The 21,329-nt window shown below is 39.4% G+C and carries 22 protein-coding genes; all 22 read right to left on the reverse strand.

All coding sequences use genetic code 11. The features are described 5' to 3' along the window. Window positions 1–8: 8 nt before the first annotated feature. The 22 genes from qcrB to folE all read right to left on the reverse strand — a co-directional run bounded on the left by qcrB (window position 9) and on the right by folE (window position 20,890). Complete coding sequence (qcrB, locus tag ACMZ42_RS01960) at window positions 9–683, reverse strand: menaquinol-cytochrome c reductase cytochrome b subunit (RefSeq protein WP_053482547.1); 675 nt, start codon at window positions 681–683, stop codon at window positions 9–11. A gap of 14 nt (window positions 684–697) precedes the next feature. Beyond that, window positions 698–1,204 carry a ubiquinol-cytochrome c reductase iron-sulfur subunit gene (locus ACMZ42_RS01965; RefSeq protein ID WP_142508359.1) on the reverse strand — a complete coding sequence of 169 codons (507 nt, stop codon included), beginning with the start codon at window positions 1,202–1,204 and terminating at the stop codon, window positions 698–700. A gap of 154 nt (window positions 1,205–1,358) precedes the next feature. After that, window positions 1,359–1,808, reverse strand: coding sequence for a DUF2487 family protein (locus ACMZ42_RS01970; protein ID WP_415730373.1), 450 nt, complete (start codon window positions 1,806–1,808; stop codon window positions 1,359–1,361). A gap of 243 nt (window positions 1,809–2,051) precedes the next feature. Further along, window positions 2,052–2,609 (reverse strand): ReoY family proteolytic degradation factor, encoded by a 558-nt coding sequence (locus tag ACMZ42_RS01975; protein ID WP_370075883.1) that lies wholly within the window; start codon window positions 2,607–2,609, stop codon window positions 2,052–2,054. Between the two features lie 14 nt (window positions 2,610–2,623). After that, a complete protein-coding gene (locus ACMZ42_RS01980) occupies window positions 2,624–3,892 on the reverse strand; it encodes a tetratricopeptide repeat protein (RefSeq protein WP_370075885.1) in 1,269 nt (422 codons plus the stop codon). 95 nt (window positions 3,893–3,987) lie between these two features. Continuing rightward, a complete protein-coding gene (aroA, locus tag ACMZ42_RS01985; protein ID WP_415730374.1) occupies window positions 3,988–5,274 on the reverse strand; it encodes a 3-phosphoshikimate 1-carboxyvinyltransferase in 1,287 nt (428 codons plus the stop codon). Between the two features lie 78 nt (window positions 5,275–5,352). Further along, entirely contained in the window at window positions 5,353–6,450 is a 1,098-nt protein-coding gene (locus ACMZ42_RS01990; RefSeq protein WP_415730375.1) for a prephenate dehydrogenase, read from the reverse strand. Next, window positions 6,447–7,547: a histidinol-phosphate transaminase gene (gene hisC / locus ACMZ42_RS01995; protein WP_415730376.1), complete on the reverse strand. Its 1,101-nt coding sequence runs from the start codon at window positions 7,545–7,547 to the stop codon at window positions 6,447–6,449. The genes ACMZ42_RS01990 and hisC overlap by 4 nt, the downstream gene beginning before the upstream one ends. Before the next feature lie 18 nt (window positions 7,548–7,565). Further along, a complete protein-coding gene (gene aroH, locus ACMZ42_RS02000) occupies window positions 7,566–7,934 on the reverse strand; it encodes a chorismate mutase (protein WP_370075893.1) in 369 nt (122 codons plus the stop codon). Then, window positions 7,931–9,022 carry a 3-dehydroquinate synthase gene (aroB, locus tag ACMZ42_RS02005; RefSeq protein WP_415730377.1) on the reverse strand — a complete coding sequence of 364 codons (1,092 nt, stop codon included), beginning with the start codon at window positions 9,020–9,022 and terminating at the stop codon, window positions 7,931–7,933. Before aroB ends, aroH begins: the two co-directional genes overlap by 4 nt. A 1-nt stretch (window position 9,023) precedes the next feature. Next, entirely contained in the window at window positions 9,024–10,205 is a 1,182-nt protein-coding gene (gene aroC, locus ACMZ42_RS02010; RefSeq protein WP_402868799.1) for a chorismate synthase, read from the reverse strand. Window positions 10,206–10,629: 424 nt separating this feature from the next. Beyond that, window positions 10,630–11,400 (reverse strand): CheR family methyltransferase, encoded by a 771-nt coding sequence (locus tag ACMZ42_RS02015; protein WP_415730378.1) that lies wholly within the window; start codon window positions 11,398–11,400, stop codon window positions 10,630–10,632. 84 nt (window positions 11,401–11,484) lie between these two features. Further along, window positions 11,485–11,715 carry a hypothetical protein gene (locus ACMZ42_RS02020; RefSeq protein WP_415730379.1) on the reverse strand — a complete coding sequence of 77 codons (231 nt, stop codon included), beginning with the start codon at window positions 11,713–11,715 and terminating at the stop codon, window positions 11,485–11,487. A gap of 315 nt (window positions 11,716–12,030) precedes the next feature. After that, a complete protein-coding gene (locus tag ACMZ42_RS02025; protein WP_415730380.1) occupies window positions 12,031–13,656 on the reverse strand; it encodes a long-chain fatty acid--CoA ligase in 1,626 nt (541 codons plus the stop codon). Between the two features lie 223 nt (window positions 13,657–13,879). Beyond that, window positions 13,880–14,641 (reverse strand): 3-hydroxyacyl-CoA dehydrogenase, encoded by a 762-nt coding sequence (locus ACMZ42_RS02030; protein WP_370075905.1) that lies wholly within the window; start codon window positions 14,639–14,641, stop codon window positions 13,880–13,882. Window positions 14,642–14,656: 15 nt separating this feature from the next. After that, window positions 14,657–15,805: a thiolase family protein gene (locus ACMZ42_RS02035; protein ID WP_415730381.1), complete on the reverse strand. Its 1,149-nt coding sequence runs from the start codon at window positions 15,803–15,805 to the stop codon at window positions 14,657–14,659. 674 nt (window positions 15,806–16,479) lie between these two features. Beyond that, window positions 16,480–16,896 (reverse strand): nucleoside-diphosphate kinase, encoded by a 417-nt coding sequence (gene ndk / locus ACMZ42_RS02040; protein WP_053482577.1) that lies wholly within the window; start codon window positions 16,894–16,896, stop codon window positions 16,480–16,482. Window positions 16,897–16,982: 86 nt separating this feature from the next. Further along, a complete protein-coding gene (gene hepT / locus ACMZ42_RS02045; RefSeq protein ID WP_370075909.1) occupies window positions 16,983–17,957 on the reverse strand; it encodes a heptaprenyl diphosphate synthase component II in 975 nt (324 codons plus the stop codon). Window positions 17,958–17,976: 19 nt separating this feature from the next. After that, complete coding sequence (locus ACMZ42_RS02050) at window positions 17,977–18,681, reverse strand: demethylmenaquinone methyltransferase (RefSeq protein WP_370075911.1); 705 nt, start codon at window positions 18,679–18,681, stop codon at window positions 17,977–17,979. A 15-nt stretch (window positions 18,682–18,696) separates the two neighbouring features. Continuing rightward, a complete protein-coding gene (locus ACMZ42_RS02055; RefSeq protein ID WP_402868795.1) occupies window positions 18,697–19,464 on the reverse strand; it encodes a heptaprenyl diphosphate synthase component 1 in 768 nt (255 codons plus the stop codon). 574 nt (window positions 19,465–20,038) lie between these two features. Next, entirely contained in the window at window positions 20,039–20,257 is a 219-nt protein-coding gene (gene mtrB / locus ACMZ42_RS02060; RefSeq protein WP_049666799.1) for a trp RNA-binding attenuation protein MtrB, read from the reverse strand. Between the two features lie 63 nt (window positions 20,258–20,320). After that, complete coding sequence (gene folE, locus ACMZ42_RS02065) at window positions 20,321–20,890, reverse strand: GTP cyclohydrolase I FolE (RefSeq protein ID WP_370075915.1); 570 nt, start codon at window positions 20,888–20,890, stop codon at window positions 20,321–20,323. Window positions 20,891–21,329 lie beyond the last annotated feature (439 nt).

Consider the following 21,329-nt stretch of genomic DNA (forward strand, 5'->3'; position numbering starts at 1 on the left):
AAGAACTATTACAACGGCCCTGAAATTCCTTGACGACGAATCATGATAAAGTGTGCTGCAAGTAATGCAAACAATACTGCAGGTAAGAAGAATACATGAATCGCAAAGAATCGTGTTAACGTTTGAGCACCAAGAATAGTTGAGTCACCCGCTAATAAGATTTTAATCCATTCACCGATAAACGGTACAGATGCAGCAATTTGGATACCTACTTTTGTAGCGAATAATGCTTTCATATCCCAAGGCAATAAGTATCCTGTAAAACCAAGACCCATCATAACACCAAAAATACCTACACCAACCATCCAGTTTAATTCACGAGGTTTCTTATAAGAACCTGTAAAGAATACACGAAGTGTATGTAAGAACATCATAACGATTACTAATGAAGCTCCCCAGTGGTGCATACCGCGTACGATTTCACCAAATGCTACTTCGTTTTGTAAATAATAAACTGATTTCCAAGCATTCACTACGTCTGGTACATAGTACATTGTTAAGAACATACCTGATAGAATTTGAATTACTGTGATGAAGAAAGTTAATCCACCGAAACAGTAAACGAATGCTGAAAAATGATGTGCAGGGTTCACGTGCTCTGGCACTTCGTGGTCGGCAATATCACGCCAAATAGGTGTAATATCTAAGCGTTCATCGACCCAATCATAAATTTTATTTAGCACTGTTTTGTACCCCCTTACTTAACTAGAGTATTTGGATGAATTGGCCCAAGCGATAAATAACCATCATCTTCTTTAACTTCATATTCATCCAATGGACCTAATGGTGGTGTTCCTGCTACGTTATTACCATTCTTCTCATAGCGTCCACCATGACAAGCACAGAAGAATTGATCTGGGTGTGTTGAATCTGTTCCCCAGTCAACCATACATCCTAAATGCTTACAAACAGGAGATAATGCAACGATTTGATCGCCTTGTTTGAAAACCCATGCTACGTTTGTTACGTCTGATTTGTACCATGCATCAACTTGTTCAAATGTTAAGTCAACTTTAACAGGTTTGTCAGTAATATCAGCGATTTTATGCTCTGTTTTTACAAAGTTCCCACCAGCATGACTTTGTAGCACTGGGTCTATTGCAAAACGAAGCATTGGCATCAGCATACCTGCCGCCATAAAGCCACCTACACCAGTTAGTGTATAGCTTAGGAATTGACGACGTGAAACTCGATTATTACTCATTTTTTTCCCCCCTCTAACTTAAAGGTCAGTCCAACGGACATTCATTTACAAATAGTAATACTAGGACATATCTATGATATATCAACTCCATAGCTTGGTCAATATAGCATTCTGTGGAAAGCTGGAGAATGTGAACAATTATTGAAACTAATTGTTAAATCTGTGTCCATTTGGTCGAAAAGATCGGAATCACTTGTCGCAATTGATCTTCGAGAATGGAGTTTTTCACGCCTTTATCCATGCTTTCTAACGGAATCGCTGGTAGCCAAATAACATTTACTTCATCTCCAATATTTGTCCAAAAATGGTCACAAGTAATGAAGAACACATGCTTAAAACCAGCATTATGTAATTGTGCCTCTAATTGCTTCGGCATATCTTCGTTTTTTAATGTTGCACTATACGTAAACGGTGGCATCAATAATAAACGACCTTTAAACTGTTGTTCGACAAAAGATGTAAGCGATAACAAAAAATCCACTTCTGTACCACTCTGTTTCATTTTTTCAGGAGTTAAATCGACGGTTACGAGTGGAACAATTGCTGTATCGATAAATTCCTTCTGTGCCATAAACAATGTCACATCACTTGCATTAAAATACATCTCACAAACCTCCTCTTGTTGCATAAATCAATTTCGCCTTGGCGTAATTGCGTCCGTATTTTGGGCACAATCACGCCGGGGCTTTATCTTCATGCAGTGGGGGTACCAAACCCCACTGCATGAAGATAAAAAAATGCCCTTCTCCACTCTTCAATAGGATAGCCAATAAAAAGTGAAAACAATCATTCACTTGTTATGTTATCATATTGAGGTAGATAAAGGACATTCCATTTTTACTTATAACTAACGTAAATTAGCCGTTTCCTTTAAAGCTTGTAACAAATTAGACAATTCATAAAAGCGATCTTCATCTCCCTGATCCAGGGCTTCATCAATTTGCGCGAGTAATTTTTCTTCTTGGAATACGAGTAAGCTGTTGGAAAGCAGCTCTTCAGCCAGTAAGCGATCTTTTTCACTAACAATCAGTGCTTCTGGCATATAAGGGTTTTCTTCAAGAACTGCTAAGTATTGTGCACTTGGTGGTACATTTGGAAAATTCAATTGTATATACATATCTTCATGCTCATGTAAACGTAAATCATGGAAGGATTTCTCAGCATCTGCTGTCATTACATTGCCTTTGTAAAAACGAAACGGCACTCCTGTTGAATCGACCGTTGACATTACCATTGCTCTAGGGCAATAGTGAGCTTCTTCAACAAATCGAATTCGTTTTAATAACTCATCGTTACTTAATAAGTAATTCAAAATCCATACACACTCACGACGTTTCAATTGATAATTTTTTAAAAACCATCTAACAAATGCTTTTTTATCGACAACTGATACAGAAGCAGTCATACCCACTCCCTCCTTTACTCAAATTCTAAGGTTTCTAACTTCTCTTGCCACTCCAGTTCACCCGGCTGAATAGTTATTAATTGACCGAGCACTTCTTTAGCTTCTGAACGTTTTCCTTCCTCTAACAAGAAATAAACATACTTTTCTAAAAATACTGCGTCTTCCTTAAAATCATTATATGCCAAACGGTAAAATTCGTATGCACGGTCGTACAATTCTAAATTTTCATATGCAACCGCAGCAAATGGGTATAAGGTGCTCCATTCAAAATCATTTTTTTGCAACGTTTCAAATAATTCTATTACATCCTCATGACGCTCTTGCTGTGCCAACACGGAGATTAATGTTAATACTGCCTCCATGTATTCAGGATCTAAGGCAATGGCTTCACGTAGATGCTGCTCACCCTCAGCTGGCAAACCAGTTTTTAAAGCCATTTTACCGGCGAATAAAAATAAGGACTTATCGTATTCGTCACGCTTTAATCCTTCCAGAATGGCAGCGTATGCTTTTTTATTGTCCTCCGTCATGGCATAGCTTTCAGCAAGTAATAAATAGGCAGAAAAATAATCAGGGTCTAATTCTTTTAATTCCTCTAATTGTTTAATGGCCATTTCATATTTTTGTGATTGAAAGGCTGAATACGCTGCACCAAATAAAACATCTGGCTTTACTTCAGCTTCCAGAGCTTTTAAATAGTAATCTAAGGCCGTTTCATAGGCAGCTCCTGCACGATACACCTCAGCAAGTCGTTCTGTAAGACTTACCCCAGCAAATTCAACTTGTTGTTCATACAATTCTTCATATAGTCTCGCAGCCTCTAAGAAGCGACCCGTTTCAAATAAAAGCTCCGCTTTAGCAAATTGTAGTAATGGCTCATCAGGTAATATAGATAGTGCCTCATTGATGCGCATTTCTGCTACTTCAAACAATCCTTGCATTTGATAATAATCCGCTAATACTAATAATGCTTGAGGATATTCTGGAGCTGTCTCCTCTACTTCTAATAAAAAATCTAACGCTTCATCTTCATCGCCAAGTTCCATTAAGACGTTTGCACGATCAATTTTCAACTGTGCTTCTTCTGGGAATAAAAATTGTAAATGCTCCAGTACACGGTCAGCTTCCTTCATATATCCATACTGCATAAAAACTTCAGCTAGCGCATAAATGTCCTCAGGTAGCTCTTTCGTTAAAAATGTTTCAAGTAGCTGTTCAATTAATGCTAAGTCCCCTTGTTCAAGTGCTTGCATCATTTCAGTCATCGCATTGTTCACAGTCATTCACCTATTCTTTCATTAATACCTTTATGCTACAAAACATTTTCTCTCGAAACAAGAAAAAACTCCCCAAAAGACTTGGAGAGTCAAGCATAGATTTATATTACTTCCTCTATATGCTCGAAAAACGATGGATAAGAAACCGCAATACATTTTGCGTCATCTAAAGTTACAGCCCCATCTGTTATTAGTGCTGCAACAGCACCCATCATCCCTATACGATGATCACCATAGGTTTTAAGGCTAGCACCACGTAATGGAGTTGGTCCTTCAATAATCATGCCATCCTCAGTAGCTTCAATATTAGCACCTAGTTTTTTCAATTCATCCACAACAGCCGTTATCCGGTCTGTTTCCTTCACTTTTAACTCCTCGGCATCCTTAATAATAGTTTTACCGTTTGCCTGCGTTGCTAATAAAGCAAGGATCGGGATTTCATCGATAAGACGAGGAATAATATCTCCCTCAATGGTAGTGCCTTTTAATGTTGACGTTTCAATTGTAACTGTTGCTGTCGGCTCTGATTGGCTATCTTCATCCGGTATAAGTGTTATAGATGCTCCCATATTATGAAGCACTTCGATGATACCATCTCGTGTTGGATTAATTCCGACATTTTCTAGCGTTATTTTACTCCCCTCACAGATGGCCCCTGCTACTAAGAAAAAGGCCGCAGATGAAATATCACCTGGCACAGACACATGTGTCCCTGTTAAAGTTTGTCCTCCTTTTAACGAAATAACACCATCCACCTCATCAACCTGTGCACCAAATTGACGTAGCATTCTCTCAGTATGATCTCGAGATACTTCAATTTCTCGCACAATTGTAGTACCTTCAGCGCGTAAACCAGCAAGTAAAACAGCTGACTTCACCTGCGCACTTGCAACAGGCATGTGGTAATCAATAGCTTGTAATGCTGTACCTTGAATGGCTAATGGCGTATATTGTCCATCTGCCCTTCCAGTAATGTGTGCGCCCATTTGACGTAACGGATCAATAACACGGCGCATCGGTCGCTTTCCAATGGACGCATCCCCTGTCATTACTGAATGTACAGTAGATCCAGCTAAAATACCTAGCATTAAGCGTGTCGTTGTACCAGAATTTCCTGTGTATAGTACCTCTGTAGGCTCTTGCCACCCCTCTATACCTGGGCTGTCGATGGATACATTTGTTCCTTCTACGTCAATTTTCACACCGAGCTTACGGAAGCAATCAATTGTACTTAAACAATCCTCACCTAATAAAAAGCCGTCAACTGTTGTTTTTCCCGTTGCAATAGCTCCAAACATAACGGAACGGTGAGAGATAGATTTATCGCCAGGAATCGTTAAAGTTCCTTGTAAGGAAGGTTTATCATATTGTAATACTTTTTCACTCATCGTTTTCTTCCCTCCAATATGAAGATAGAAAGCGCCGTAATTTCGACGCTTTCTTTTAAATAGGCATTTCCTAGGATCCTATGAAATATATGTTTCATAATTAGCGCGCTTTTGTATACACGCTGCTGCACGTTCACGGTCACTTTCACTTTGTAAGCTAATAACAAGAATCCCGAAAACATCTTCTCGTGACTCGACGATACGTAAATTTGTAATACTAATCGCTTCGTTTGCAAGTAAGCCTGTTACCTCAGAAATAACCCCCGGATAGTCAGGAACATCAACATATAAGTCAAATGATGTGAACATTGCTCCTGCACTAATCGGTAATTCATCTCTTAGCTCTTTAGCAACTGCAAAGTATGTTTCTATGTCATCCGAGCTACCATTGAAAAGCAGCTCCTTTACACGACTCATTTCCTTTTCCCAGCCTTCTAGCTGTGCAATAAGCTCTTCTCGATTTTGTAATGTAATATCTCGCCATAAAATCGGATTGGACGAGGCAATACGCGTTACATCACGGAAGCCACCTGCAGCAAGTGAACGTGTCATTGGATATTCCCCGTTTTCTCCGCCCAATTGATGCACAAGAGAAGCAGCAACGACATGCGGAAAATGACTAACTACAGCTGTCATATGATCATGCTCACGAGCAGATACACTAACAACCTTTGCATGTGTAAATTTTAATAAACTTTCAAGCTGTGCCATATTGACAATTTCTTCACCGGCGAGCGGTGTTAGCATATAATACGCATTTTCAAAAAGGTGAGCCTTAGCAGCTAAAACACCGCTTTTATGTGAGCCTGCCATTGGATGTCCTCCAATAAAGGTAATGCCTAACTCACGTAGTTCCCCAGCCTTTTGCATAATCTTCTTTTTTGTACTTCCTGTATCTGTTACGATTACTTTATTTTTTAACGGCCATGTTTTTAATTGTTCCATCCATTCAAGCGTTGCGTTGACGGGAGTTCCAAAAATGATTACATCCACGTCGGCCACCACTTCTTTTGGATCTGTCACAATATCATGAACAATATTTAATGTTATCGCATGGTCACGAGTTTTCGCATCCATATCATAGCCAATAATTTTTGTTTCTGGTGCCTTTTGCAATGCCAAGGCAATCGAGCCTCCTATTAAGCCTAGCCCAATAACGAGCACGTTGCGTGTCATGCAAAAACTCCTAGCTCTTTTAGGACGTTTTCAAGGTGGCCTAACAATGCCGTATTTTGAGCCTCTGTTCCGATTGTCACGCGGATAAACCCAGGTAATCCTAACGCATTTCCACTACGGATTATATAGCCTCGTTTCATTAGCTCATTGAAGACAACATCACTATCAGCATTCGTATTAAAGAAAATAAAGTTCGTATCAGAAGGGAAGTATTTCAAATTATGTTTCTCACAGAATTCAATATATTGTTTTTTACCTTTTTCATTTGCTTCACGGCAAGCATTGATATATTCTTGATCACTCAAAGCGATTGTCGCAACTGCTTGACTTAAAATTGTATTATTAAATGGCGCTCTTACTGGATCAAGCTTTGCAATTACTTCTGGTTGCCCAATTGCATAACCAACTCGGAAAGAAGCAAGACCATATGCTTTTGAGAATGTACGCATTAATAGTACATTTGGAAACTCTTCTATTAAAGGTAGAGTATCTTTGTGACCAGGATGCGTTACGTATTCGATATATGCTTCATCTAACACTACGAGTACATCACTTGGAACTTTAGCTAAAAATGCACGCAATTCAACATCAGGTATCACCACACCAGTTGGATTATTTGGACTACAAACCCAAACGATCGATGTATTACCATCAATTGCTGCTGCCATTGCATCAAGATCATGTGCACCTTCGATACAAGGAACTTTGCGTACCTCTGCGCCTTCTATTTCAGCATTGTGCCAGTATTGGGAGAAGGATGGGTCTGCCATCACTGTGTTTACACCTGGATACAACAATGCACGCGTAATAATTGCAATGATATCGTCGGAGCCGTTACCAAAAAGAAGCTGTGTTTCTTTGACACCTAGATGATTCGCAACAGCTGTACGTAAATTTTGCGCATAGCCGTCTGGATAGATCGCATGATTTACTGAATTATTTTGTAAATAAGCAGTTACCTTAGGTGAGCACCCAAATGGGTTTTCATTAGATGCTAATTTTACGACTTCTTGTAAGCCATATTCACGTTGTACTTCTTCAATTGGTTTACCAGGCTTATATGCTTGCATACCGTCCAATTGTTGTTTCCATTTCATCTCAAACATCTCCTCTTTTTATTTAGCTTGGGCTAAATCTGGTCTTAATTTCACTGCATCATTGAGATACAAGTGTTTTACATCCTTTTGTGCTACTTCCACATTTGCATGGATTAACACACGAATACAAAGTGGCAATGCGTTTGGCACGTCCATTTCATGCGTACACATGACAGGTACATATTGCCACCCGTCCATTAACCGTACAGCACGTGCTGGAAATGCTGACGTAATATCAGGTGTTGTGGATATTAGTATAGAAGCAATATCATCTATTTCCACATTATTGGCTGCTACTACTTCACGCACTAATCTTGCTGTCTCTTCCCATACAAGCTCTGGCTTGTCAGATTCAATTGTAATTGCTCCTCTAAGTCCACGAATCATACAAGCACCTCCGCTAATAGCTGTCGGAATTCGGCATCTACTTCTCTGCACTCCGCTAAATCAATTGGTTGCACGAATGGTTTACCAATTTTATCCAGTAACACAAATTGTAAAATACCATACTCCGCTTTTTTATCTTTCATTAAATACTCTGTTAACTGTTCAAAAGAATATTCTTTTACAGCTTCAAATGGAAAATCATTCTTCACTGCAAACTGCAAAAATGCTGTAGTGAAAGTACGATCTAATTCACCGTATCGTTCACTTAATAATAAACAATATACGAGTCCAATCATGACAGCCTCGCCATGCGCTACTTTTCCATAACCAGCGGCCGCTTCAATGGCATGCCCATAAGTATGACCTAAGTTTAAAAATTTCCGAACGGATTGCTCGGTTTCGTCTTCTGCTACGATTTGGGCCTTCACTTCAATACCTTTTCTTAGCTGCTTCGCTAATTCTTCAGTGGTGAAATGAATAACTGTCTCTGCAGCCATTAATTCCTCTAACCACGATGCATTAGAAATCATCGCGTGCTTGATCACTTCTGCTGTTCCTGAACGTACCTCGCGCTCAGGTAAGCTTTCGATAAAAACAGTATCGTAAATAACTCCCTCAGGTTGATAAAATGCACCAATCATATTCTTACCTAGTGGATGGTTAATAGCTGTTTTACCGCCTACAGCTGAGTCATGTGCCAAAATCGTAGTTGGGATTTGAATAAACGGCACCCCACGCATATAAGTGGCTGCAACAAAACCTGTTAAATCACCTACAGCTCCCCCACCAAATGCAAAAATAAATGATTTACGCGAGCATTTTTGTTCAAGTAAAAATGTTTGCGCTGCATTGTATTGTTCAAATGTTTTACATGCCTCACCACCTGGTAAGATAAAAACCTCAAAATGATAAGGGAAATGAGCCTTGAAATAATCTCCTTGCGCTGCCCACACATTAGCATCCGTAAAGACAATGAGCTTATCCGCTTTTTGAAGCTTATCATCAAATGCTTTTACTGCTTCTGCTAAAAATTTATGACCAAGGACAACTTCATATTGATGGGATTTCGTCGCTACTGGTACTCGCATATTAGAACCCCTTTGTATAACGACGGTGTTCGTCGATTTGAGCTTTTAGTTGAGGTAATTGATCACTATGGAATTGTTCCAATATTGCATTCGCTATTTCCCAGGCAATAACGTGCTCAGCAACAACTGACGCAGCTGGTACTGCACAGCTATCCGAGCGCTCTACACTTGCTTTAAATGGTTCTTTCGTTTCAATATCAACACTTTGCAACGGTTTATATAATGTAGGAATTGGTTTCATTACACCACGTACGACAATTGGCATTCCAGTAGACATTCCACCTTCTAAACCACCAAGTCGATTTGTTGCACGTGTATAGCCTTCTTCCTCTGACCAAATGATTTCATCATGTACTTCAGAGCCTTTACGGCGTGCCATTTCAAAGCCAATTCCAAATTCAACACCTTTAAATGCATTGATAGATAACATGGCAGCTGCTAATTTAGCATCTAGCTTACGGTCATAATGAACGTATGAACCTACACCAGCTGGCATTCCTTCAACAATGACTTCTACAACACCACCAATTGAGTCACCAGCTTTTTTCGCTTCATCAATTGCCTCCACCATTTTTGCCGAAGCCTCTGGGTCAACGCAATAGCAAGGATCTGCTTCAACAATGGCACGAATTTCATCTGCAGATTTTCCTTCGATTACGGAAGTGTCTGCCTTAATACCAACGATTTCTGTTACATGTGCCACTATAGAAATGCCTAATTCATTTAATAGCGCTTTGGCAACCGAACCTACTGCTACACGAACAGTTGTCTCACGCGCAGAGGAACGCTCTAACACATTGCGTAAATCACGGTGTCCGTATTTCATGCCGCCTACTAAATCTGCATGCCCTGGACGAGGGCGTGAAATTTGACGTTTGATATCGTCAGGATTCACATCTTCTGCTAACGGTTCTGCTCCCATAATTTTTGTCCAGTGCTTCCAGTCATCATTTGTGACTACGAGCGCTACGGGAGAACCAAGTGTTTGTCCGTGACGAACACCAGCGACTATTTCCACTGTATCTGTTTCGATTTGCATACGGCGGCCGCGTCCATGCCCTCCTTGACGACGTTTTAAATCATGGTTAATTTTTTCTGCTGTAATTGGTAAGAGCGACGGTAGGCCCTCAATAATTGTTGTTAATTGGGGTCCATGTGACTCTCCCGCTGTTAAGTAACGCATAAACACTTTCTCCCTTCAACTCGCTAAAGTATGTATTTTTCACTATAACATATATTCTCTAAAAAAACAGTCCTTTTGCAAATGTCTTTTAAGACTCGTTTTAATTGTTCGCAAATTTCGGATTGTTCCAGAAACTGTCCAGCTCGTTAAATTAGAATATTCTGAACGATTCGCCCGAAAAAATTTTCTGCATATCCACTAATTGTTAGTCTTCAACAATCAGTTATCCCCTACCTAAGCTTTCATTAAAGTCTGAGGTTGGAGCCTTACTGCCCGAGATTCGAGATTCGAGATAGCTAATAAAAAATACGCTTTTTGCTTACATCAAGCGAAAAGCGTACGATTCATCTATGTCTAAAGCTTTGAAAATATGTACATGACATTCATATTATCTATTGTACAAATGCTTTTCTCATATTATTAACTATTTTCGTTTATAGAAGAACGTATCCTCGACTTCAAACTCATAACGAGATGGATTAAAGATTTGCTCTGTTGATCCAACAAATAAAACCCCATCTTTACGCAATGCTTTACTAAAATTAGTATAAATCTGATCTTTCGCTTCTTCCGTAAAATAAATCATCACATTGCGGCAAACAATTAAATCATGATTAGAATCGTAATGATCATTAAGTAAATTATGCTTCTTAAACGTCACACAACGTTTAATCTCATCCTTGACCCTATAAAAGGAACCTTCTTGCTCAAAATACTTGGCTTTAATATCACTCGGCACTTCTGCTAATGAGCGCTCTGGATAAACACCTAATTTCGCCTTTTGAATGACATTCTCATCTAGATCAGTAGCAATGATTTGAATTTGAGATAATGGCAGTAATTGAGATAATACCATGACTAAAGAATAGGGTTCTTCACCCGTTGAACAAGCAGCACTCCAAATTTTTAAACGCTTATTAGATTGCAGTAATTTCGGAAATATTTTCTTCTGCAACACTTCCCAGCGCTTCCCATTGCGATAAAATTCGGAAACATTGATCGTCATGCGATCTAAAAACTCATTCATTAAATCACGATCTTGTTCAAGTGCCTTTAGAAAGTCCACAAAATTACGATATCCCTTTTTCTCATATAGAGATGTTAATCGTCTTTTCATTTGCGCTTCTTTATATAGCGCTAAATCTATTCCTGTTTTGCGCTTTATACCTTCTATAAATTGTTCATAATCAGACATGCGGTCTTCTTCCCCTCTAGCGTCGTATTTCCATTATAGCGGAAAAATGCCATTCCTGAAATAGTCTTTCACATGTAATCCAAGTTACTTGGTTGAATTTTGTTTTTCCTCTAATAATAACACTTTGGATTGCTCTAATTCTAGACGTAATTTTTCTGTTTCCATCGTATACGTTTCTAATCTCAGCTTCTCTAGCTCCAATTCCTTTTCGATAGACTTTAATTTAATCTTTTGCGTTCTTGTGTTTGCATCAGTAAGTATCCCTACTAGTGCGATTAGTACGCCTCCGAGAATTGCAACCATTGGAATTGACAATACGTCCACTTCCTTTCATTAATAATGATTATACGGCAAAATGGAAAAAATAGTTTCATTTTTCTTTTCATTCTTTCATTAATTTAGCAAAAATATTCATTTTGATATTTGTTACGACGTAGCCATTTAGTAAATTGCATCACGTCGTCCTATGATAACTCCTTCGAGACAAAACATCCTTTTGGCCAATACTACTACGTCCAGTCAGAACGGAGATCAATCTCACGTTATTGTATTGATCCAGTATTGCATTGATCCAGCCTTTCACATAAAAAATGAAGGTAGTTTGACACCACCTTCAAGATTTTTAGTCCTTTAAACTTCTACTCGATAACCCTTTAAATCTTCTCGTAATTTTACCTTCATGAATTTTCCTACAGAAGTTTTCGGTATCTCATTTAAAAATACAACGTCATCAGGAATCCATGTTTTATGGAATTGCGATCGTAAATCTTCTAGTAGCTCGGATTTCGTAATAGCATCTTTAAATTCAGGCTTTGGTACAACACATGCTAGAGGTCGTTCAAGCCATTTTTCGTGGGGAATGGCTATAACAGCAGCCTCAAACACTTTAGGATGTGACATTAAAGCATTTTCAAGGTCTACCGAGGAAATCCATTCTCCACCACTTTTTATTAAATCTTTTGTACGATCTGAAATTTTAATATAACCATCTACTGTCACTACAGCAATATCACCAGTGTAGAGCCAGCCATCTTTAAAGGCTTCCGTTGTTCGTTCATCATTATAATACTCGGCAGCAATCCACGGGCCCCTAATTGTCAATTCGCCCATTGTTTTGCCATCCCAAGGGACTTCACCGTTTTCATTGACTACGCGTGTTTCAATGAGCGGCACTGTTATTCCCTGTGTAATACGAACGTCCATTTTTTCATCCATCGTATAATCTTGCATATGTGTTAAATACGACGATATGCTAACAAGCGGCGATGTTTCGGTCATACCGTAGCCCGTCATGTAAGGAATTTTAAGCTCCTCCTCAAAGCCACGAGTTAGACCGAGTGGAGATGCTGAACCACCACATATAATTAATCGTATCGAAGACAAATCACGAGGATTTTTGCGTTGCTCCTGTAATACCCCAAGCCAAATTGTCGGTACTCCTGCAGTCAACGTGACCTTATATGTTTCAATTAAATCAAGTAATAGTTGTGGTGTAAACATTGGCCCTGGTAGCACCTGGGTAGCACCAAATAATACACCAGCAAACGGAAATCCCCACGCATTCGCATGAAACATTGGTACGACAGGTAGTAAAACATCAGCCTCGCCTATCGCAATACTATCGGAGAGTCCTGCTGCCATCGTATGGAGGACAATACTTCGATGAGTATACACCACACCCTTTGGCATTCCTGTAGTGGCACTTGTGTAGCACATGCCAGCAGGTGTATTTTCATCTAAATCATCTGGGAATCTAAAATTCTCATTCGCTTCTTCGAGTAATGCCTCATAAGATAGAGCATTCGGTAATGGGATGTTTTCTAGCTCGACAGCATCTCCCATTACGATAAAATGCTTTACCGTTTTAAGCTGTGAGACAATCGGTGCAATAAGCGGAACTAAGTTATCATCAATTAGTAATATTTCATCTTCTGCATGATTAATAACGTAAGCAATATGCTCAGGTGCTAATCGAATATTAATCATATGCAAGACAGCTCCCGCGCATGGTACTGCAAAATATGCTTCTAAATGACGGTGGTGATTCCAAGCAAAGGTACCTACCTTCATACCTCGCTCCATTCCCAACTTTGTAAGAGCATCAGCTAGTTTACGAGTTCTTTTTACATATTCTTTATAGGTAAATTCGTGAATTGTTGTAGGGCTTGTCCGCGAATATATTTTTTTCGCATGAAAAAATCGTTCTGCTCGATCCAAAAAACTAGTTAATAATAAAGGTGTATCCATCATATGCATAATAACGCTCCCCTTTGTTCATAAAATTTTTGAATCGTCCAAGGCTTACTGCTACTACCAATAAGTACATACGAAACAAGCTAACTTATTCAGCTTTTTATCCGCAGACAAGCCCCTTTTCACTTCAGAGCTTCACGAAGGCGCAATCACAAAAAAGGTGATATTAGCCTTCACTCAATCTTTCTAGCTTATTTTGCAGGAGTCGAGCACCTTCAAGTTTCCCCTATTTTGGCTGCATACGAATCGCGCCGTCCAAGCGAATTACTTCACCATTTAATAAACCATTTTTGATAATACTTTCGACTAGTAGCGCGTATTCCGATGGCTTCCCAAGTCGTTTAGGGAACGGTGTCATTTGGGCAAGTGCTGTTCTTGCTGGTTCTGGTAACGATGCAAACATTGGTGTCTCTACTAATCCTGGAGCAATCGTCATAACACGTACCCCAATTTCTGCAAGCTCCCTGGCAATCGGCAAGGTCATCGCTGCCACACCACCTTTTGACGCGCTATATGCCGCTTGTCCTATTTGTCCATCAAATGCTGCCACAGATGCAGTATTAATAATAACGCCACGTTGACCATCCTCGTTTGGTTCATTATGTTGCATCTGCTCAGCTGCTAGGCGAATAACATTGAAAGTACCAATTAAATTTACTGAAATCACTTTTTCGAATAAATCAAGGGCATGTACACCACGCTTTGAAAGTACTTTACTTGCATCAGCAATTCCAGCACAATTCACTGTGACATTAATGGACCCAAATCTCGCTACTGCTTGCTCAAGACCTGCCGCTACATCAGCTTCTTTTGTGACATTTACACGTGCATATTGGACATTCTCCCCTAACTCCTCTACTAGTGCATGTCCTCGCTCGTCATTAAGATCAAAAATTACTGCTTTGCCACCCTCTGCAACAATTTTACGAACAGTCGCCTCTCCTAAACCAGATGCTCCCCCTGTTACAACTGCTATTACTTCATTCATCAAACACAACCCCTTTTACATTTTCTCAATAATAGTGGCATTCGCCATTCCCATACCTTCACAAATTGCAAGTAAGCCATAACGTAAATTTTCTCGTTCCATTCTGTATAGCATCGTTGTTAACAGCTTTGTACCTGACGCTCCTAATGGATGCCCTAAGGCAATTGCTCCCCCGTCTGGATTTAGTTTATTTGGATCCGCTCCAATTTCATGTAACCAAACAAGTGGTACTGGCGCAAAAGCCTCATTCACTTCATACGTATCAATTTCCTCTATCGTAAGACCTGAACGTTCTAGTGCTTGTCTAGTTGCTTCAATTGGACCAGTTAGCATTAACGTCGGATCTGAGCCAACAACAACTCTTGTAACAATTTTAGCAAGCGGTTGGATGCCAAGCTCCTGTGCTTTTTTTAAAGACATTATAACTACCGCTGAGGCACCATCACTCATTTGACTTGCATTACCGGCTGTAATCACACCATCTTCCTGGAATACAGTTTTAAGCCCATTTAATTTATCAACTGTCGTTTCTGCCCGAGGCCCCTCATCAACAGAAAACGTTGTAACTGCGCCGTCTTCTTGCGTAACTTGGACAGGCAGTATTTCCTTTTTAAAATGGCCTGCCTCAATTGCAGCTAAAGCTCGTCTATGACTATTGTAAGCATAGTTATTTAGCTGTTCTTTTGATAAGTTCCATTTTTCCGCTATTTTCTCGGCTGATAACCCTTGATGTATAATCGTATGGTTGTCTTGTAATCGTTTACCTGCATAGGCACCCTTCATGTTAGAACCCATTGACACCCTCGTCATGCTTTCAACCCCACCAGCAATAACAATGTCCATATCCCCCGCTAAAATAGCCTGTGCTGCGAAATGTACAGCTTGCTGACTTGAGCCGCATTGACGATCGATTGTCACACCTGGGACACTTTCCGGAAAGCCTGCCATTAATAATGCTGTACGAGCTATATTTGCTCCCTGTTCAGCAGTTTGCGTTACACAGCCAAAAATTACATCCTCCACCTGACCCTTATTGATACCTGCTCGTTGCACTACTTCTTGCAGAACATCTGCCGCTAAGTCATCTGCTCGAACATTGCTTAATGCCCCTTTACTCCTGCCAACCGCTGTACGAACAGCTGATACAATCACTACTTCTCTCATAAAAAAATCCCCTTTGTACTGTCATCTCTCTCATTTCCTATCACCCAATGTATTTAGATGTTATGAAATATATTCTTGATAATAAGCTATATCAATTATGCCTTGGCATAATTGCGTCCGGAATCGGCTTTGTGCTTAGGCCTGCGTGAGGGCCGACACGATGTCGGTCATTTCGGTAATGCCACAGGACGTGGCGTTTTTACCGACGCAGGTCAGTTAGCCGTTATCGCATGGATGCGATGGTCTTAGGCTAACATCCTATGTGAACTCCTTTCCGATTCCGTGACATCCGCCGGAGGCTTTAACTTCTTTCAGCGGATGTTTTTTGTACCGAAAGCGTAGCGACAGCTACAGATGTTTGGACACCCGCTGAAAAGTGACTTAAAACCGCATTTATCTGACCGCCTATATAGGTGGTAGACTTCTGCTGAAAGAAGTTAAAAACCTTAATTATCAGAATATTATATCTATTATTTTACATGACTAAGAAGTATTTAACAATTCTATATGTATCTAGAAAATTCTATTCAACTGTTTTAGTAGATATACTTTTAATTCTTGGGTTCTACCTGTTACTTTAACAAAACTATCCTTCACTCCATTTAGAGCACAAAAAAAGCAATCTCAAATTAAATTGAGATTGCTTAATCTATTTGCAAATTAAACTTTGCGAATTAAACTAAATCTTCACCGAAGAATAAGCCGATTTCACGCTCAGCAGAAGCAAGTGAATCAGAACCGTGAATGATGTTGTGAGAAACAGTTGTTGCATAGTCACCACGGATTGTACCTGGGTTAGATTCTTCAGGTTTAGTTGCTCCCATCATTGTACGAGCAAGCTTAATTACGTTTTCGCCTTCCCATACCATAGCGAATACTGGACCAGAAGTGATGAAATCAACTAATTCACCAAAGAATGGACGCTCAGCATGCTCTGCATAGTGCTTTTCTGCTAATTCTGTAGGAATTACCATTAATTTAGCACCTTTCAATACAAAACCGCGACGTTCAAAACGATCTACGATATCTCCTACTACTTGTCGTTCTACGCCATCAGGCTTAACCATTAAAAAAGTTTGTTCGATTGCCATGTTTAAAACACTCCTTAAATTCGTATAACAGGTTTTACACCTACCGATAAATATTAACAAAAAATGAGCCTTTGTACAACAAAAAGCTAGAATTTACGCTTACCCATAAATAAAGCGACATCACGAAGTTTTTTCTTGACGGGATGTTTTGGTAATGCATCTATTTCCTGTAATGCCTTTTTCAAATATTTATCACTCATTTTATTAGCTTGCTCAATCGCGTCGGATTTACGCACATACCGTAGCATATTTTGACGTTCTGTTTCCGTCAATGTGCCTGCAAACACTTTTTCCAGATAAGGTTGCATTACGGGATCATCTTTTAACATTAGAATCGGTAGCGTAATATTACCTTGCAGTAAATCACTACCTGCTGGCTTCCCTAATTCTTTATCTGTTGCCATAATATCTAAAACATCATCGATAATTTGGAAGCTCATGCCCACAAAATAGCCAAATCGTTTCAAATGTCTCACCGTTTTAGGATCGACACCTGCTGCCACTGCACCAAGTTCACAACTAGAAGAAATCAGTAAGGCCGTTTTTCGTTTGATTCGTCTAAAATAATCTTTTAATCCTTGATCTAATCTAAATTTATCTTCGATTTGAATGACTTCACCGTTACAAATTTCAACCATTGTACGCGCTAAAATTTGATGAACTAATGGGTCTTCAAGCTTTGTAATATATTCAAGTGCACGCGCAAAAATAAAATCGCCCGTGTACATTGCAACTCTATTATTCCATTGTGATTTGACCGTCGGGCGTCCTCTTCGCATATTGGAATCATCAATTACATCATCGTGCACAAGTGATGCCATATGAATAAGCTCTACTGGTACGGCTACATCTTTCATCTTTTCGATATCATATTCGCCAAATTTTGCGCCAAGCAACACAAAAATTGGTCGTATCCGTTTGCCACCAGCTTGCAATAAATGGAGAGAAGCATCATTGATCAAACATGAAGAAGAGTTCACTGCTTTTTCTAATTCTTGTTCAATGATATCGATATCTGATTTCAAATCGGAATAGAGTAGTTTTAACTTCATCTTTTCCACGTGTGAAAACCTTCCCCCATTAACGTACTTTTTTTAAGCCCATATGCATTGCCGCAGCACCGCCACTGTATGCTTTGTACGTTACTTTTTCTAAACCTGCCTGCTCAAACAATGCCGCTAATTTCTTCATACCTGGGAAATCATTTGCTGATTCCTGTAGCCAAGAATATTCTTTATAGCTTTTCGCAAATATTTTACCAAATATCGGCATTATATATTTAAAATAAAAACGGAATAGTTGTCGATAGCCTGGAATTTCAGATTGAGATGTTTCTAAACAAACAACCATTCCCCCTGGTTTTACAACACGATTCATTTCCTTTAAAACTTGTAAATAATCTGGTACATTGCGAAGCCCAAAACCAATTGTTGCATAATCAAAAGTATCGTCTGGGAAAGGTAACTCCATAGCATTTCCATGTATTAGCTCGATTTGTGGGTATGGCTTTACCTTTTCCTCGCCAACCTTCAGCATGTTTTTACTGAAGTCTACCCCTTTTACTTCTCCGCCTTCACCAACTGCATTGGCTAATGCAATTGTCCAATCTGCCGTACCACAGCAAACATCTAGAGCCTTCGCTCCAGGTTTTACTGCCATGTGCTTCATCGTATCATTGCGCCAGCCAACATGCATCTGGAAACTAATAACGCCATTCATTTTGTCATAGTTATCCGAAATACTTTCAAATACTTCGTGCACGTGCTCTTCTTTCGTTTTAGCCATTTTGAAAAACCTCTCTTATCCATTAGTAGAAGCAATGGATGCCTCTACACGTGCTTGTAGAGCTTGTTTCACATCACCTTGTAAAAACGATGCATTTTCTATCACCTGTAACAGCTCTGTTTTTAATTGCACAATTTTGTCCTTTATGGCGTTGCCATAGGTCGCTCCAGTATATCTCGCGCTTTCTTCAAGAACTTTACTCATTAAAGATACTTGCCCACGTTGATATGTCGCCAATTCTCTTTCTAAACGCAAGATTAATAAGCTCTTCTCCACAATTGGAATATAATCACCAAATGAATAGAGCTCAAAAAATTTTGAGATTAATCCTGATTCAATGTTAGTTATTGAGGCAAACCATTGTTCGATTGATCGTTTTTCTGCCTCATATACTTTAATTTGGTGTTCACAACGTGCCACAATTCCTTGTGACAAATTTCGAATCAATGCGACATTTCCTGACATCGCTAAAATCTCATAATAACGGCCACTATAAAAGTCTCCAGCTAAAACGGTTAGCTGCTGTTCTTTTGATGTGGCATCTAGTTCTTTAATATGATCGTGCGCTGCTAAGGCTGCGTACACAATTCCAACAGTGATTGCAGCTTCTCGTTCATTTTGTTGCCACTCTTCCCCATTAAAAAAGGGAACTAACAAGTAAAATAATTGATTTTCATCGAGCACAGGCATTCCTGTGTATTTTTGCAAAGTTCTATGACGAACATCCATGAAAATCTCTGTTTTTAATTGTGCAATTGAATTTTGAATGTATGTTGCATTCATAGACCTTACTCCATTTCACTTTCAAATACGTTAGTCTTTTCATGACCTAACGCTTGCTTACTGAGTCATTATAGCATACGCGACGATTCGTAATAAAAATTTTTTGCTTTATTCAACATGATAGGCAGAAGAGCTTCCCCGTTAAAAAACAGAAGAAATCCAACTGCCTATCAATTATGCCTCGGCATAATTGCGTCCGGAACCGGCTTTATGTTTAGGCCTGCACGACGCAGGTCAGTTAGCCGTTATCGCATGGATGCGATGATTTTAGGCTAACATCCTATATTGAACTCCTTTCCGATTCAGAACATCCGCCGGAGGCTTTGGGCCAACACGTTGACCACTCAGTCGTGTGTTGCTGCAGTCGCTGCGCTTTCGCACAGCTAAATTGCCACAGAACGTGGTGTTCTTAGACTGAGTTCCTCTATTTCAGCGATGTTCGACACACTCTATAAGAATCGAATCGAAAACATCATTACTTAGTTTTACACATCTGGTCGATTTATATGTGCCATTACTAATTTGAATAAACATGAAACCATTCATAAGCACTTCTGAATGTAATTTCGTTCTATTACTTTTTAGCTTCGCTATTTATAACACCGTGTGCTGTATGAATCTGTGCTTTCCCACGAATTTTCATGGCAGATGTATGTTCGGTAAATTGAGCAATCATAACTTCGCCTGCATCTAATTTTTCAGAATGATGGAACTTTGTATCTGTACCTCGTGTTAAACCGATTACATGTACGCCATCTTCCTCTGCTTGAATAACAATATAATCTTGTGCCATTGTTTGTACACTCCTTAAATCCGACAAATTCTTAGTCCATCATAACATAATTAGACACTCAATTTAAGACATTTGAATAAATGATAAAACTTCTCTACGTTTTACTTCATCTTCTTCGTAAATACCACGAGCAACCGATGTCACAGTTTTAGATCCTGGCTTCTTAAGTCCTCGCATAGTCATGCACATATGCTCCGCCTCTATCACTACATAAACACCTTTCGGAGAGAGCATTTCCATAATTGTCTCTGCCACAGTGGAAGTAATTCGTTCCTGTAATTGCGGACGACGAGCAATAGTTTCTACTGCACGTCCTAATTTACTTAGTCCAGCAACAATGCCATCGTTTGGTATGTATGCGACATGAGCCTTTCCATAAAAAGGAACTAAATGATGCTCGCACATCGAATAAAACGGAATGTCCTTTACAAGTACTAATTCCTCATGGTCTTCATGGAACACTGTTCTAAAATAATCTTTTGCATCTTCATGTAAGCCACTAAACATTTCCGCATACATTTTTGCTACACGTTTCGGTGTATCGAGTAAACCTTCACGATTTACATCTTCGCCTACCGCCTCTAAAATCATTTTTACTGCTTCTTCTATTTTCAATAAATCAATATTCGACATCCGTGAAACCCTCCTGCGTATCAATACATTACACATTTCCTTATGCATCGTAGCATATCCAAAAGGTAAGCGCAAAACGACTTACTTGATTCAAAAGAAATTCATCGCTATATGAGCAAAATAGCCAATTAATGCTTTCTAATTTGGAGCATATTTTATAACTCACCATCATAACGTGTGGTTGATTTCCGTTCCGACTAGGCTTTTTCCTGGGGATCAACTTTTAGTGTTGGACCTCAAATAATATTCTATCTACGTTACACTCATGTTTATTGCATCTTTCTATGTATCATTAACTTATTTAGCTATGTACGCAACTCTTCGTAGTGAAGATCAATTATACCTCGGTATAATTGTTGCTTTCGCACAGATAAACAATGCGTCGGGAAATCGCTGAAAGAAGTTAAAAAGAGCAGCCTCCATGTCATTTACATGAAGA

This window comes from Lysinibacillus sp. NPDC056185 (assembly GCF_047737915.1).
In the GTDB taxonomy this organism is placed as follows: Bacteria; Bacillota; Bacilli; order Bacillales_A; family Planococcaceae; genus Lysinibacillus.